The 16,017-nt window shown below is 57.6% G+C and carries 12 protein-coding genes; 9 read left to right on the forward strand and 3 right to left on the reverse strand.

The features are described from left to right. Positions 1 to 23: 23 nt before the first annotated feature. Positions 24 to 980 (forward strand): VirK/YbjX family protein, encoded by a 957-nt coding sequence (locus tag V4835_RS16310; protein WP_331412851.1) that lies wholly within the window; start codon positions 24 to 26, stop codon positions 978 to 980. On the opposite strand, the gene V4835_RS16315 is transcribed toward V4835_RS16310, so the two are convergent. Then, complete coding sequence (locus tag V4835_RS16315; RefSeq protein ID WP_063144443.1) at positions 977 to 2,635, reverse strand: ATP-dependent endonuclease; 1,659 nt, start codon at positions 2,633 to 2,635, stop codon at positions 977 to 979. The two genes, V4835_RS16310 and V4835_RS16315, sit on opposite strands and share 4 nt — an antisense overlap. Before the next feature lie 290 nt (positions 2,636 to 2,925). On the opposite strand from V4835_RS16315, the gene aqpZ reads away from it, so the two are divergent. From aqpZ to hcr, 4 genes are all read left to right on the forward strand, one after another. Then, on the forward strand, positions 2,926 to 3,621 hold the full coding sequence (gene aqpZ, locus V4835_RS16320; protein WP_014883193.1) for an aquaporin Z: 696 nt from the start codon (positions 2,926 to 2,928) through the stop codon (positions 3,619 to 3,621). A 176-nt stretch (positions 3,622 to 3,797) separates the two neighbouring features. After that, entirely contained in the window at positions 3,798 to 4,697 is a 900-nt protein-coding gene (locus V4835_RS16325) for a lysine exporter LysO family protein (RefSeq protein ID WP_331412852.1), read from the forward strand. Positions 4,698 to 4,841: 144 nt separating this feature from the next. Beyond that, on the forward strand, positions 4,842 to 6,494 hold the full coding sequence (gene hcp / locus V4835_RS16330) for a hydroxylamine reductase (protein ID WP_331412853.1): 1,653 nt from the start codon (positions 4,842 to 4,844) through the stop codon (positions 6,492 to 6,494). A gap of 10 nt (positions 6,495 to 6,504) precedes the next feature. Next, on the forward strand, positions 6,505 to 7,473 hold the full coding sequence (hcr, locus tag V4835_RS16335) for an NADH oxidoreductase (RefSeq protein ID WP_331412854.1): 969 nt from the start codon (positions 6,505 to 6,507) through the stop codon (positions 7,471 to 7,473). Positions 7,474 to 8,034: 561 nt separating this feature from the next. On the opposite strand, the gene V4835_RS16340 is transcribed toward hcr, so the two are convergent. Further along, positions 8,035 to 8,469: a DoxX family protein gene (locus V4835_RS16340; RefSeq protein ID WP_063144446.1), complete on the reverse strand. Its 435-nt coding sequence runs from the start codon at positions 8,467 to 8,469 to the stop codon at positions 8,035 to 8,037. Between the two features lie 151 nt (positions 8,470 to 8,620). Between V4835_RS16340 and poxB the strand changes: the two genes are divergently transcribed. The 4 genes from poxB (at position 8,621) to V4835_RS16360 (ending at position 13,932) form a co-directional block, all read left to right on the forward strand. Beyond that, the gene (gene poxB / locus V4835_RS16345) at positions 8,621 to 10,339 is read left to right on the forward strand and encodes a ubiquinone-dependent pyruvate dehydrogenase (RefSeq protein WP_047346936.1); all 1,719 of its coding nucleotides are present in this window, start codon (positions 8,621 to 8,623) and stop codon (positions 10,337 to 10,339) included. Between the two features lie 38 nt (positions 10,340 to 10,377). Beyond that, positions 10,378 to 11,379 (forward strand): low-specificity L-threonine aldolase, encoded by a 1,002-nt coding sequence (gene ltaE / locus V4835_RS16350; RefSeq protein ID WP_331412855.1) that lies wholly within the window; start codon positions 10,378 to 10,380, stop codon positions 11,377 to 11,379. A 10-nt stretch (positions 11,380 to 11,389) separates the two neighbouring features. Continuing rightward, a complete protein-coding gene (locus V4835_RS16355) occupies positions 11,390 to 12,826 on the forward strand; it encodes an SDR family oxidoreductase (RefSeq protein ID WP_331412856.1) in 1,437 nt (478 codons plus the stop codon). Positions 12,827 to 12,918: 92 nt separating this feature from the next. Continuing rightward, complete coding sequence (locus V4835_RS16360) at positions 12,919 to 13,932, forward strand: NAD-dependent epimerase/dehydratase family protein (protein WP_331412857.1); 1,014 nt, start codon at positions 12,919 to 12,921, stop codon at positions 13,930 to 13,932. Positions 13,933 to 14,138: 206 nt separating this feature from the next. Here V4835_RS16360 and V4835_RS16365 read toward each other — a convergent pair whose 3' ends face one another. After that, positions 14,139 to 15,953 carry a glycoside hydrolase family 19 protein gene (locus tag V4835_RS16365; RefSeq protein WP_331412858.1) on the reverse strand — a complete coding sequence of 605 codons (1,815 nt, stop codon included), beginning with the start codon at positions 15,951 to 15,953 and terminating at the stop codon, positions 14,139 to 14,141. Positions 15,954 to 16,017 lie beyond the last annotated feature (64 nt).

Here is a 16,017-nt window from a genome sequence, read left to right on the forward strand (position 1 = left end):
TTCCAAAAGGATCAGGATCTACCATGTCTTCCATCGTCGATACATCACTTTCAAATCTGCCGCAGCCAAAATCCGGCTGGCAGCTCTTCAAAAACCTGGCTTTCGGTGAGATCGCCCCCGGGCTGGCATGGGAAAAAACCGCCTACCGACGTAAGTTCATGCTGCGTTCACTGGCGACACCGCTCAGCACCGCGCGTCTGCTGTCTGAGCTTGCAAAACATCCGCACCTGATGCAAATGCTCCAGGTTCAGCCGGGGCTGCCCTGCCGCCTTCATCGTCCGTGGTTGACGGTCAATATGGATCGACAGCGTGCGCTGGAATCGCTGTCCTGGCACTATCAGATGATGTGTCGCCAGCTGCCGGCGACGCTGACTCATGGTTACCTTTCAAAGCAGGGCGTGACTCTGCTGACCTTAACCGGAAAAGATGAACAGCAATTTACCGTCCGTCTGTGTGCCGACGCGTTTATGGATAAAGAGGGAGAAGCTACCCTCGTTTTCTGTGACGGTCAAAATACGGCGCTGGCGGAGATGACCTTTACGCTATGCCCGTTTGAGGGAAAATCGACGCTGTTCATTGGCGGTTTGCAGGGCGCAAAAGCGCATGTTCCCCATGAGCTGATCCAGCGTGCGACGAAAGCCTGCCACGGTCTGTTCCCGAAACGTCTGCTGGTCGAGGCCGCGATGACGCTCGGCGCCGCGTTCCCGGTAGAGCAGATTGTCGCCGTCAGTAACGATACCCATATTTATCGCAGCTGGCGCTACCGCAAGAAAAAAGAGGGCAAACTGTTAGCCGATTACGACAGTTTCTGGCTCTCCATCGGCGGTGAAAAACAGGATAACGGTAACTTTATGCTGCCGCTCGTCATGCCGCGTAAACCGATGGAAGAGATCGCCAGCAAAAAACGCGCCGAATATCGCCGCCGCTACGAACTGCTGGATAGCCTGATTCAGCAGGTGAAACAGGCGACCCAACGCTAATCCGCTTTCCCGCGTGCCAGCCACAGCACGCGGGAGAACATCTTCCGCAGCAGGGTCGGTACCGCCTCCACGCCCCGCCTCCCCGCTTCCGTCGCCACTTCAATGGCTAAATCCGGTTTTGACGAACGATGAATGGCTTTGGCGATCACGCGCCGCATGTTCATCGGGACATCGACCGGCACCATGGCAATGCGGTGGAAAACGTCGTCGAACCCCTGACGATACATGAAGTGTTCCATGTCCATCGCAGGGAGCATGGTTAAATGGTCGCGCTCTTCCTCTCGCTCGTTATTCAGCAGGCTCCGCACGGTCGAGGCATATTTTTTCCCCGCCTCATCACCGTCTACCAGCACGTGCCACTCGATCCCCATCCGGCGGGCAAATTTTATCAGCGGCTTTAATCCCGACTGGGCGAATTCAATCACCTTAATGCCTTCCGCATCAAAATGGTGGCCGCACTGGCGCGCCAGCTCGTTGATGACCCAGGTTTCCGTTTCCCCCTCCACCAGCAGCCAACAGCGGGCAAAGAGCGACGACGCGCGGTTAAAGCGAATATGAAACGCGATGCGCCGCCCGTCTTCCGCGCTCAAACCGCCCGGCCCAAGGCGGAAAGCGGAGACGCGGGAGGATTCACGCACCAGGCGACAGACGTGTTCTACCGGCGTCAGCGATAATAACTCCCCGGAATTGGTGGTCGTAATGCGCTGGAGCGGCAGCAGATTCAGCAGATGCCATGCCACGGAGAGCATGATGGGATGCAGGCGCGTTTCCGGGTCTTCCACCAGCAGCAGCGGTCGGGCGTCCCGGTCAAGACGAACGGTGCCTTTGGCCTGCAAAAGCGTTGAAAACAGCCCCAGCAAAATCACCCGATGGGTACGACCGCCGGGCCGGTCGATCATCCGGTTAATGATGTCGAGATAACGCCAGCTTCGCTGCTCGTCATGAGAGCGGCGGCGCATCAGACGATGGCGCGACGCCGAGGTTCCCTGCTCGGAAAAATAGTGCTCCAGGAGTTGCACCATTGCGGACAACCCCTGACGGATTTGACCATCGGTCAGATTCTGCGGGCGCGACACCAGCTCTCTTGCCAGAAAATCCAGCTCCCGGGCGGTGACTTCCACTTCCGGCATATTCGGTACGGTACCGTTACGAATACGCCGCATAAAGCGCGCATCGCGCAGGCGTAACACCGGCGTCAGGCGGATCAGGTGACGGGCCAGATCGTCGATATTGTCCAGCGGGATCGGGTTGGCTTTTTCATCGAGAAAATCACGCAGGGTGAGAACGCCCTCGTTCTCCGCCATCTCCCCTTCCAGACGATAGAAAATCCGGTGGAAACCGTCATCGCACGGCACCCAGCAGGGTGACAGAGGGCGGAAGCGACGCACGCGATGACGTCCAGGCTCGGATTCGCGGAACGTCAGGATGATATGCAGGTGCTTCTCGCGCCCCGTCACGTCGCCGGGCGGGAACCAGAAATCGTCGCGGACGAAGTGATACAGATCGTCTTCGGGCGAAAGCAGTAGCGTCAGCGCATCCAGCAGGCTGGACTTACCCCACGCGTTCTCGCCGATCAGGACGTTGTTCTGCTCAAGCTGGAGCGACAGACGGTTAATACCGCGAAATCCGACAATTTCCACACGTTCGAGAAGCATAAATCCCCCGACAAATGATCACTTTTTCCTTTAAGTTATCAGCAGTATAGCGGGAGGATGGTGGCGACGACAGTACAACATTCACCCATTCAAAAATGAGCTATGCTCTATTTACCGCCGGCTCGAACAAGGAATGACATCACATTGCCTAAAATCAAACCCATCTAATTTATTTAAGTGGCGAAGGGGTGTGGTTATTTTTTAAAATAGAGACTCTTTGAGTCGTCATCCCTTTTTGACGATATAACCCACACGCAGGAAAGCGTGCGGATAATTATTTTGAGGTGGTTATGTTTAGAAAATTAGCGGCAGAATGCTTTGGTACATTCTGGCTGGTATTTGGTGGCTGCGGTAGCGCCGTTCTGGCAGCAGCATTCCCGGAATTAGGCATTGGTTTTGTCGGCGTCGCGCTGGCGTTTGGTTTAACCGTATTAACCATGGCGTTTGCCGTGGGTCATATTTCAGGCGGTCATTTTAACCCGGCAGTGACATTAGGTTTATGGGCGGGCGGCCGTTTCCCCGCTAAAGACGTGATTGGCTACATTGTGGCGCAGGTAGTTGGCGGTATTATTGCGGCGGGCGTTCTGTACGTCATTGCCAGCGGTAAAGCCGGGTTCGACGCGGCGGCCAGCGGCTTTGCCTCTAACGGCTTCGGCGAACACTCTCCGGGCGGCTACTCCATGCTGTCTGCCATCGTGATTGAAATTGTGCTGACCGCCGGCTTCCTGCTGGTGATCCACGGCGCAACGGACAAACACGCGCCAGCCGGTTTTGCCCCGATTGCCATTGGTCTGGCGCTGACGCTGATTCACCTGATTTCGATTCCGGTCACCAACACCTCCGTTAACCCGGCACGCAGCACCGCCGTCGCCATCTTCCAGGGCGGCTGGGCGCTTGAACAGCTGTGGCTGTTCTGGGTGATGCCAATTATCGGTGGTATCCTGGGCGGCGTGCTGTACCGCACCCTGCTGGAAAAACGCGATTAATTACGTGCGGCCTGTAATGTCGGGTGGCGCTAACGCTTACCCGACCTACATGAGAGTGCACTTTGTAGGCCGGGTAAGCGTTAGCGCCACCCGGCTTTCTTTTGCCGCTTTACTGAACAGCCTTTATTGGGTAGTGTCTCTGGCGCTCAACAGATACTCAAAAGGACCGGCTGTTCATGTTTTCAGGACTCCTCATTATTCTGCTGCCCCTGATTGCGGGCTACCTTATCCCGCTGCATCAGGAATCCGCATTACGGCTTATCAACCGTTTTCTCAGCTGGATTGTTTACGTCATTCTTTTCTTTATGGGGATAAGCCTGGCTTTCCTGGATAACCTGTCGGCGAATTTACTCTCCATCCTTCATTATTCTGTCGTCACCGTGGTTGTTATTTTGCTGTGCAATATTGCCGCGCTGCTGTGGCTGGAACGCACTATTCCATGGAAAAATCACCATCATCAGGAAAAACTCCCTTCACGAATTGCAATGGCGCTTGAATCATTAAAATTATGCGGCGTCGTGGTGCTCGGTTTTCTTCTTGGGCTGACCGGTTGGGCATTTTTACAGCACGCGACAGAGGCCAGTGAATATACGCTGATCTTCCTGCTGTTCCTGATCGGTATTCAGCTGCGAAATAATGGCATGACCCTGAAACAAATTGTCCTCAACCGTCGGGGAATGATGGTTGCGGTGATTGTTGTCGCCAGTTCAATGGTGGCGGGCGTCATTAACGCCCTTATTCTCGATCTGCCGCTGAAAACCGGCCTGGCGATGGCGTCAGGTTTTGGCTGGTACTCCCTCTCCGGTATTCTGCTGACCGAATCATTCGGCCCGGTGATCGGCAGCGCCGCCTTCTTTAACGATCTGGCACGCGAGCTGATTGCCATCATGCTGATCCCAAGCCTGGTTCGCCGCAGTCGTTCTACCGCGCTGGGCCTATGCGGCGCGACGTCGATGGACTTTACCCTGCCGGTACTCCAGCGCTCCGGGGGGCTGGAGATGGTGCCCGCGGCTATCGTGCACGGCTTTATTTTGAGCCTGCTGGTTCCGGTCATGATGGCCTTCTTCTCTGCCTGATACTTCTTTGGCGGTAGGTTTCCTGCCGCCAAAATTGCGCTAAATCAATCTCCCTCTATTTTGTAGCAGAAAGCCCTTTTCACCGTTCTGGCACAGGCATAACCTTAAACATGTATATCAAATATAACTTTAACAGGTGTGATTATGTTTTGTGTGCAATGTGAACAAACCATCCGTACCCCGGCAGGCAATGGCTGCTCTTACGCACAGGGTATGTGCGGCAAAACCGCAGAAACATCTGACCTGCAGGACCTGCTGATTGCTGCCCTGCAAGGCCTTTCCGCATGGGCGTTCAAAGCCCGCGAATACGGCATTGTTGACCACTACGTCGACAGCTTCGCCCCGCGCGCCTTCTTCTCCACGCTGACCAACGTTAACTTCGACTCTCCGCGCATTGTGGGCTATGCCCGCGAAGCGATTGCCCTGCGTGAAGCGCTGAAAGCACAGTGCCTGAAGGCGGACGCCAGCGCCCGCGTGGAAAACCCGATGTCAGAACTTCAGCTGGTGAGCGACGATCTGGGCGACCTCCAGCGTCAGGCGGCAGAATTCACCCCGAATAAAGACAAAGCGGCGATTGGCGAGAACATTCTCGGCCTGCGCCTGCTGTGCCTGTACGGCCTGAAAGGCGCTGCGGCGTATATGGAGCACGCGCACGTTCTGGGTCAGTACGACAATGAGATTTATGCCCAGTACCACAAAATCATGGTGTGGCTGGGCACCTGGCCTGCCGATATGAACGCGCTGCTGGAGTGCTCAATGGAAATCGGCCAGATGAACTTCCGCGTGATGAGCATTCTGGATGCCGGTGAAACCAGCACCTACGGCCACCCGACGCCGACGCAGGTGAACGTGAAAGCGACCGAAGGCAAGTGCATCCTGATTTCCGGTCACGACCTGAAAGATCTCTACAACCTGCTGAAGCAAACCGAAGGCACCGGCGTTAACGTCTATACCCACGGCGAAATGCTCCCGGCGCACGGCTACCCGGAGCTGCGTAAATTTAAGCATCTGATCGGCAACTACGGCAGCGGCTGGCAGAACCAGCAGGTGGAGTTCGCACGCTTCCCTGGCCCTATCGTAATGACCTCTAACTGCATCATCGACCCTACCGTAGGCGCGTATGACGACCGCATCTGGACCCGCAGCATCGTCGGCTGGCCGGGCGTGAGCCATCTTGAAGGTGACGATTTCGGTCCGGTTATCGCCCAGGCGCAGCAGATGGCGGGCTTCCCGTACAGCGAAATCCCGCACCTCATTACCGTCGGCTTTGGTCGTGAGACCCTGCTGGGTGCCGCTGATTCGCTGATCGATCTCGTCAGCCGTGAAAAGCTGCGCCACATCTTCCTCGTCGGCGGCTGCGACGGCGCGCGCGGCGAGCGTAACTACTTCACCGATTTCGCCACCAGCGTGCCGGAAGACTGCCTGATCCTGACCCTGGCGTGCGGTAAATACCGTTTCAACAAGCTGGACTTCGGCGACATCGAAGGTCTGCCGCGCCTGATCGATGCGGGCCAGTGTAACGATGCTTACTCGGCCATCATTCTGGCGGTCACGCTGGCGGAGAAACTGGGCTGTGGCGTGAACGACCTGCCGCTGTCGCTGGTGCTGTCATGGTTTGAGCAGAAAGCGATTGTCATCCTGCTGACCCTGCTCTCTCTCGGCGTCACCAACATCGTGACCGGCCCGACCGCGCCTGGCTTCCTGACGCCGGACCTGCTGGCGGTGCTGAACGAGAAATTCGGTCTGCGTTCCGTGACCAACGTTGAAGATGATATGAAGCAGCTGCTGAGCGCGTAAGGAGTTATTCATGACCATGCCAACCTCACAATGTCCGTGGCGGATGCAGGTTCATCACATCCATCAGGAGACGCCGGATGTGTGGACGCTGTCGCTGCTGTGCCATGACTACTATCCGTACCGTGCAGGTCAGTATGCGCTGGTCAGCGTTCGCAATTCGGCGGACACCCTGCGCGCCTACACGATCTCCTCAACGCCGGGCGTGAGCGAGTACATTACGCTCACCGTCCGCCGCATTGATGACGGCGCGGGCTCGCAGTGGCTGACGCGGGACGTGAAGCGCGGGGATTATATCTGGCTGTCTGACGCGCAGGGTGATTTCACCTGTGACGACAAAGCAGACGATAAATTCCTGCTGCTGGCGGCGGGCTGCGGCGTGACGCCGATTATGTCGATGCGCCGCTGGCTGGCGAAGAACCGCCCGCAGGCCGACGTGCAGACGATCTTCAGCGTTCGCTCTCCGGAAGATGTGATTTTTGCCGGGGAATGGCGTGATTATCCGGTGACGCTGGTGGCTGAGCACAACGCGACCCACGGCTTTGTGCCCGGTCGCCTGAGCCGCGAGCTGCTGCAAAGCGTGCCGGATATGGCGAACCGCACCGTGATGACCTGCGGCCCGGCGCCGTACATGGATATCGTCGAAAAAGAAGTGAAAGCGCTTGGCGTGACCCGCTTCTTCAAAGAGCAGTTCTTCACGCCGGTGGCGGAAGCGGCAGCCAGCGGCGTTAAGTTCACCAAACTGCAGCCTGCGCAGACCTTCTTTGGCCGCGTAGGGACCACGCTGCTGGAGGCGCTGGAAAGCAACAAGGTGCCGGTAGTGGCTGCCTGTCGTGCGGGGGTGTGCGGCTGCTGTAAGACGAAGGTGGTTTCAGGCGAGTATACCGTCACCAGCACCATGACGCTGTCCGACGCGGAAATTGCCGAGGGTTACGTGCTGGCGTGTTCCTGCCACCCGCAGGGGGACCTGGTGCTGGCGTAATGTGATGCGGTGCCGCCATTTTTGCCGGGTGGCACTGCGTTTACCCGGCCTACTTTGTACGTGCTGGCTCTTCGTAGGCCCGGTAAGCGCTAGCGCCACCGGGCTTTTTGTCGGGCGACGTTTCGTTTATCCGCACCCGATGAAGACGGTGCTAATTCAGGCTTATTCGGAAATATTGGCTTGTAGGCCCGGTAAGCGTCAGCGCCACCGGGCTTTTGTCGGGTGGCGCTGACGCTTACCCGGCTGAAGTGCCTTCTAAGCTGCCTGTACGGCAGTGAACAGAACAAATCCCTGACAGCGTGGTTAAACCAGATTTCTAAGCTGCCTGTACGGCAGTGAACGCGAACGACGGTACGCGCTTCGGGCCCGGTCATTTCTAAGCTGCCTGTACGGCAGTGAACTGGAACAATCTACACCTATCACCTTGTCAGATAAAGAATTCCTCTAACCCCCCCTTAAATCCTTTTTCATGACATACAATTCAGCACAATAAAATCAAAGACTTAAAAAACTTCGATAAAAAAGGGTCCACAGACCCTTTTGTTATCAGCACACCCGCCTTCATCGCCACGCGGGCGCTTTCCCTACCGCAAACCGCCCTGCCCCTAAAAATGCGACAGCCAGCGAGCCGATAAAGAAGTACACCAGGCTTTCAATCGCCCATGCGCCAACCTTATCAAGGGCGAGCGTTTCCCCCACTCCCACCATCAGCCACGCCACAATCATCGTAAACGCCAGCACCAGTGCGGCCGGGCGCGTAAAGAGCCCAACAATAATCAGGATCGGTGCCACCACTTCGCCAACCAACACGCCGTAGGCAATAAACCCCGGCAGCCCTTTCTCCACCAGCATGCCGCTGATAAAGCCCACGCCGCCAAAAAGCTTGTGCAAACCGTGAAAAAGCATCAGCCCGCCGACGGCAAGTCGTAACAAGAGTTTGCCAAGATCGTCGCACGATAGCTTTTCATTTACAGCAATTAACAATGATTTAACCATTTGAAGTTATTCCTGTTTTCACCGAGGTATTGCCAGATTATGCCGAATAATTGCGCGTGAAAAGCACCTTTTAATTAGGGGGAGATGACGGGCAATACGGAGACTTTCTTCTAAGCTTGTAAGCGATATCACAAAAAGGAGACGGACAACCATGAAACAAACCGTGGCTGCATATATTGCGAAAACGCTCGAACAGGCTGGCGTGAAACGTATCTGGGGCGTAACCGGCGATTCCCTGAACGGACTTAGCGACAGCCTCAACAAGATGAAGACCATCGAATGGATGCCCACCCGCCATGAAGAGGTTGCCGCCTTCGCCGCAGGCGCGGAAGCACAGCTTACGGGGGAACTGGCCGTGTGTGCGGGCTCGTGCGGTCCCGGCAACCTGCATCTGATTAACGGGCTGTTCGACTGCCACCGTAACCACGTGCCGGTGCTGGCGATTGCCGCCCATATTCCCTCTTCCGAAATCGGCAGCGGCTATTTTCAGGAGACGCATCCGCAGGAGCTGTTCCGTGAATGCAGCCACTATTGCGAGCTGGTTTCATCCCCGGAGCAGATCCCGCAGGTGCTGGCGATCGCCATGCGCAAAGCCGTGCTGAACCGAGGCGTTTCTGTGGTCGTTATCCCGGGCGATGTGGCCCTCAAGGCCGCGCCGGAAGGGGCCAGCACGCACTGGTATCACGCTCCGCAGCCCGTGGTAACGCCTGCTGAAGAGGAGCTGAAAAAGCTGGCGCAGCTGCTGCGTTACTCCAGCAATATCGCCCTGATGTGCGGCAGCGGCTGCGCGGGCGCCCACAAGGAGCTGCTTGAATTTGCCGGTAAGCTGAAATCGCCGATTGTCCACGCCCTGCGCGGCAAAGAGCACGTCGAGTACGACAACCCTTACGACGTGGGGATGACCGGGCTGATCGGTTTTTCCAGCGGCTTTCACACCATGATGAACGCCGACACGCTGATCCTGCTCGGCACCCAGTTCCCGTATCGTCCGTTCTACCCGGCGGATGCGAAAATCATTCAGATTGATATCAACCCGGCCAGCATCGGCGCGCACAGCAAGGTCGATATGGCGCTGGTGGGCGACATCAAATCTACCCTTGCCGCCCTGCTGCCGCTGCTGGAAGAGAAAACCGACCGCAAGTTCCTTGATAAGGCGTTGAGCGACTATCGCGATGCCCGCAAGGGGCTGGACGACCTCGCCAAACCGAGCGACAAAGCCATTCACCCGCAGTATCTGGCGCAGCAGATCAGCCATTTTGCCGACGACGATGCCATCTTTACCTGCGACGTGGGCACGCCAACCGTCTGGGCGGCCCGCTATCTGAAGATGAACGGCAAACGCCGCCTGCTCGGCTCGTTCAACCACGGTTCAATGGCCAACGCCATGCCGCAGGCGCTGGGCGCAAAAGCGACGGCGCCGGAGCGTCAGGTGGTGGCAATGTGCGGCGACGGCGGGTTCAGCATGCTGATGGGGGATTTCCTGTCGGTGGTGCAGATGAAGCTCCCGCTGAAAATCGTGGTCTTTAACAACAGCGTGCTGGGCTTCGTGGCGATGGAGATGAAGGCCGGAGGCTACCTGACGGACGGCACCGAGCTGCACGACACCAACTTCGCGCGCATCGCCGAGGCCTGCGGCATCACCGGTATTCGCGTGGAGAAAGCCTCCGAGGTGGATGAAGCCCTGCAGCGCGCCTTCTCCATCGACGGTCCGGTGCTGGTGGATGTCGTCGTCGCCAAAGAAGAGCTGGCGATCCCGCCGCAGATCAAGCTGGAACAGGCCAAAGGCTTTAGCCTGTATATGCTGCGCGCCATCATCAGCGGGCGCGGCGATGAGGTGATCGAACTGGCAAAAACTAACTGGCTCAGGTAAAACATCTGGCATCGCCTTTTTAATAATAAGGACATGCCATGATCGATTTACGCAGTGATACCGTAACCCGCCCGAGCCGCGCCATGCTCGAAGAGATGATGGCCGCCCCGGTCGGGGACGACGTCTACGGCGATGACCCGACGGTCAACGAACTGCAACGCTACGCGGCTGAACTGAGCGGCAAGGAGGCTGCCCTGTTCCTGCCAACCGGTACGCAGGCTAACCTGGTCGCACTGCTCAGCCACTGCGAGCGCGGTGAAGAGTATATCGTCGGCCAGGGCGCGCATAACTATCTGTACGAAGCAGGCGGCGCGGCGGTGCTCGGCAGCATTCAGCCGCAGCCCATTGACGCCGCGCCGGACGGCTCCCTGCCGCTCGATAAGGTCGCGGCGAAAATCAAGGCCGACGATATTCACTTCGCCCGCACCAGGCTGCTCAGCCTCGAAAACACCCACAACGGCAAGGTGCTGCCGCGCGAGTACCTGAAAGCAGCGTGGGAATTCACCCGCGAGCGCGGGCTCGGCCTGCACGTGGACGGCGCGCGCATCTTTAACGCCGTGGTGGCGTACGGCTGCGAGCTGAAAGAAATTGCGCAATACTGCGACTCGTTCACCATTTGCCTCTCTAAAGGTCTGGGCACGCCGGTGGGTTCCCTGCTGGTCGGTAACGCAGACTACATCAAGCGCGCCAACCGCTGGCGCAAAATGACCGGCGGCGGCATGCGTCAGGCGGGCATTCTGGCGGCGGCCGGGCTGTATGCCCTGAAAAACAACGTGGCGCGCCTGAAGGACGATCACGACAACGCCGCGTGGATGGCTACGCAGCTGCGCGAAATTGGCGCCGACGTGATGCGTCACGACACCAACATGCTGTTTGTTCGCGTGGGCGATGAGCACGCCGCCGCGCTGGGTGAATTTATGAAATCACGTGGCGTGCTGATCAACGCCTCACCCGTTGTGCGCCTGGTCATGCATCTTGACGTAAGCCGCGAACAGCTGGCGGACGTGGTGAAACACTGGCAGGCGTTTTTACAGCGATAAGGAGCATCACGTGCCGCAACGCATTCTGGTGCTCGGCGCCAGCGGGTATATCGGTCAGCATCTCACCGTGGCGTTAAGCCAGCAGGGACACCGGGTGCTGGCTGCGGCACGCAACACGGAACGGCTGCAAAAACTCAGTTTGCCTGGCGTCACCTGCCACAACGTTGACCTCAACTGGCCGAAGGAACTTCCCGCGCTGCTGGAAGGGGTCGACACGCTTTACTACCTGGTGCACAGCATGGGCGAAGGCGGGGATTTTATCGCCCACGAGCGGCAGGTGGCGATGAACGTCCGCGATGCCCTGCTGCAAACGCCGGTGAAGCAGGTGATTTTTTTAAGCTCGCTCCAGGCGCCAGAACACGAGCAGTCCGATCATCTTCGGGCCCGCCAGCTGACGGCTGAAACCCTGCGCGGCGCCGCTATCCCCGTCACCGAACTGCGCGCCGGCATTATCGTCGGCGCGGGCTCCGCCGCCTTCGAAGTGATGCGCGATATGGTCTACAACCTGCCGGTACTCACGCCGCCGCGCTGGGTTCGTTCGCGCACCACGCCGATTGCGCTGGAGAATTTACTGCATTATCTGGTGGCGCTGCTGGATCACCCGGCGGAGCAACACCGCGTGCTGGAAGCCGCAGGTCCCGAAGTCCTGAGCTATCAGGAGCAGTTCGAACATTTCATGCGCGTCAGCGGCCGTCGCCGCTGGCTGATCCCTATCCCCTTTCCAACCCGCTGGATTTCGGTGTGGTTTTTGAATGTGATCACCTCCGTGCCGCCGACGACCGCCAAAGCGCTGATCCAGGGGCTGAAGCACGATTTGCTGGCGGACGACAGCGAACTGCGGGCACTCATTCCCCAGGACCTGATCCGCTTTGATGATGCCGTGCGCAACACGCTGAAAGAAGAAGAGCAGCTGGTGAACTCCAGCGACTGGGGCTACGACTCCCAGGCGTTTGCCCGCTGGCGCCCGGAGTATGGCTATTACCCGAAACAGGCGGGCTGCACGGTGAAGACTTCCGCCAGCCTTGCAGATCTGTGGGAGGTCGTGAACCAGATTGGCGGCAAAGACGGTTATTTCTTCGGTAGTATTCTCTGGCAAACGCGCGGGGCAATGGATCTACTGGTGGGGCACAGGCTGGCAAAAGGCCGCCCGGCACGCCCGTATCTTGAGGTGGGCGATGCGGTCGACAGCTGGAAGGTGATCATCGTCGAGCCGGAAAAACAGCTGGCGCTGCTGTTCGGTATGAAAGCCCCGGGGCTGGGCCGGCTCTGCTTTAGCCTGAAAGACAAAGGTGACCATCGTGAGCTGGACGTCCGCGCCTGGTGGCATCCGCACGGAATGCCGGGTCTGTTCTACTGGTTGTTGATGATCCCTGCGCACCTGTTTATCTTCCGCGGGATGGCGAAACGTATTGCGCAACGGGCAGAACAAAAGACGGAAAAGATCTAAATAAAACTCTCTTTCTTTCACCTTTCCCATTGCATAGCGTCGTAATTCACGAAAGAATGCGCACGAAATTCTTTTCAACACAGTGGATTGATATGAAGGTACTGGTTACCGGGGCGACCAGCGGCTTAGGCCGAAATGCGGTCGAATTTCTGCGCAGCAAGGGCATCAGCGTCAGGGCTACCGGTCGCAACGAAGCGATGGGAAAACTGCTGCAAAAAATGGGCGCAGAGTTCGTCCATGCTGACCTGACGGAGCTGGTCTCCTCTCAGGCGAAAGTGATGCTCGCCGGTATCGACACGCTGTGGCACTGCTCCAGTTTCACCTCCCCGTGGGGCACCCAGGAAGCCTTCGATCTCGCCAACGTGCGGGCAACCCGCCGTCTGGGCGAATGGGCCGTCGCCTGGGGCGTGCGTAACTTTATTCATATCTCGTCACCGTCACTCTATTTCGACTATCACCACCATCGTGACGTGCAGGAAGATTTCCGCCCGGCTCGCTTTGCCTGTGAGTTTGCCCGCAGCAAGGCGGCCAGCGAAGAGGTGATTGACCTGCTGGCGCAGTCGAACCCGCATACCCGCTTTACGGTACTGCGTCCGCAGAGCCTGTTCGGGCCGCACGACAAAGTGTTTATTCCGCGTCTGGCGCAGATGATGCACCACTACGGCAGCGTGCTGCTGCCGCGCGGCGGCGATGCGCTGGTGGATATGACCTATTACGAAAATGCCGTTCACGCCATGTGGCTGGCAAGCCTGCCGGACTGCGATAGGCTGATTTCCGGTCGCGCCTATAACATCACTAACGGCGAACCGTGCACGCTGCGCAGCATTGTGCAGCGGCTGATCGACGAGCTGCAGATCGACTGCCGTATCCGTTCCGTGCCCTACCCGATGCTGGATATGATTGCCCGCAGCATGGAGCGTTTTGGCAGTAAATCGGCCAAAGAGCCTGCGCTGACGCATTACGGCGTATCGAAGCTTAACTTTGATTTTACGCTGGATATTTCGCGAGCAGAGAACGAGCTGGGGTATAAACCGATCGTGACGCTGGATGAAGGGATTGTGCGCACGGCGGCGTGGCTGCGGGATCACGGGAAGCTTCATCGCTAGCCTTTTTGCCCGGTGGCGGCTTCGCCTTACCGGGCCTACAACTGCACAGTATTGTTCCCTCGCCCCTTTAACCCCATGTAGGCCGGGTAAGCGCAGCGCCACCCGGCAAAAGACAGAGTGTGCGGCCTGATGCCCTCACCCCGGCCCTCTCCCACGGGGAGAGGGTGCAAACACTAAAACGGCAACCCGAGGGTTGCCGTTTGCTTTTACAGAGCCGTCCAGGCGTCAGACCATGCCAGGCCTGCGCCTGGTTCATAGTATGCCGGAGCGTTGTTACACCAGCCGCTGTACGGGAACGGTTTGCACTGGAACAGTTTACCGTGGTTGTTCACGATATCACCTGCGTTGTACTTGCTGTTCGCACTCCACGCGGCGTAAGAGCCAGAAGCGCCTTCATCCTTAGATGGTGTAGCCGCTTTTGCCTTCACGTTCAGCAGGTAAGAGGTGGTGCTGCTCAGTTCGCCATCGCTGACGGTGAGGCTGATTTCAATCTGCTGAGCCGTCGCCGCTTCTGGCGCCTTGAAGGTCACAACCGCTTTATCCTGACCGGTGACGGTCTGGCCATCCTGTGAACGCCAGGTGTAGGTCAGCTTGTTGCCATCAGCATCGGTAGAACCTTCCGCGCTCAGAGAAACCTGCGCACCGGCATCAACCGCACCGATTGGACCTGCAATATGTGCGACAGGCGCGTGGTTCACGACTGCCGGCGTTTCATCCGGTACTGGCGCTGGTGCTGGCGTTTCCTCTTCAGCTGGCGTTGGAGTAACGGGTTTTTCATCCGGCGTAGTGGCAGAACCGTCGTCGTTGATGATGTTCACGTTATAGAACTTCTTAACGCAGTTGGTGTAGTCCCCCTCTTTGAACGCGCTGAATGGCGTCTGGTAGCCCACCAGCTGGCAAGAGTAGGTCTTTCCGTCTGGCGTATCGGCACTCCATCCCCAGTCCTGTTCCCAGTAGATCTTCAGGGCGCCAGCGCCGCCTTCATCGAACTGCTTCATGTTGGCGCAGCCCAGCACTTCATTTGCCGGAACAGGCACTTTCAGGTAGTTCGCGAACTCTTTGTAGTACTTGATACGGTTCTGAGACTGCGCAATTTCAGTCGGGCCGCCGCACTCGACGCCGCCGTTGATGATCTGAGTGGTTACGCCGAAGCCTGGGACCAGTCCGTTAGCTTTGTCGCGATCGTTTGGCTGCCAGGTTCCGTCAATAACCTGCAACATGCTTGGTTTTGGCGGCTGCGGATAGGCGAAGAAGAAGATGGCGCTCGCCAGGTTCAGCCAGGTGTCGGCCACCAGCTCAGGTTTGTCGAGCAGCGTACGCACATCACCGTACATGGCTTCAGAGAACGGACCGTAGTTGTAGTTGTAAGACAGCTGCTTAGCCCCACGACCGAAGTAGCTCAGGAAGTCACCGTCTTTATCTTTACCGCACGGCCAGGTCTGCCCCTGCCAGATGTCCGGATTACATTCGCCGTTATAGCCGCCCTTCTGACCTTCAGTCCAGCCCATTTCGCGGACATGCACCAGCGCCTGACGCCATTCTGCTTCAGGACGCCAGCTTTCGTGGCCGCCGGTTTCCTGCGCAAAGTGGGCAAACATGGTTGCCAGCTCTTTACGACAGATTGCATCGCTGTCTCGGCCGTCGTTATAGGTTTTACACAGTGCCGGGAATTTACCCACCGCTTTCAGGAAGTTGCTGTAGGTATAGGACTGCGCACGCATCGGGAACAGGTATTCCCAGTCGCTGGCCTTCACGATCCCTTCAACACGCTTCACGTTATCCGGGTTTGCCGCGCGGCCTGGCTCAATCATTTCAACCTGAGCATTGTCCAGCGTCTGAATAGTCTCTTTTACGGAGGCCATCAGCGGGAAGCTGGTCAGCTCTTTTTCCTTCTTCGCCAGATCGCTGGCTTTCATGGTGTACGGTTCGCTGCTGGTTGCCTGCAGCGTTGCAGCCTGAGCCATAAACGGTGCAATGCATGCACCTGCCACGATAATGCTCAGTAATGTCCTTTTAGTCATTTCAAAAAATCCTGTATATAAGCAATAATGGTTTGTGCAATCCCGGCTTATGTATTACTCCCTT

It is taken from the genome of Enterobacter cloacae complex sp. CARB60, from assembly GCF_036487345.1.
GTDB classification, from domain to species: Bacteria; Pseudomonadota; Gammaproteobacteria; order Enterobacterales; family Enterobacteriaceae; genus Enterobacter; species Enterobacter asburiae_D.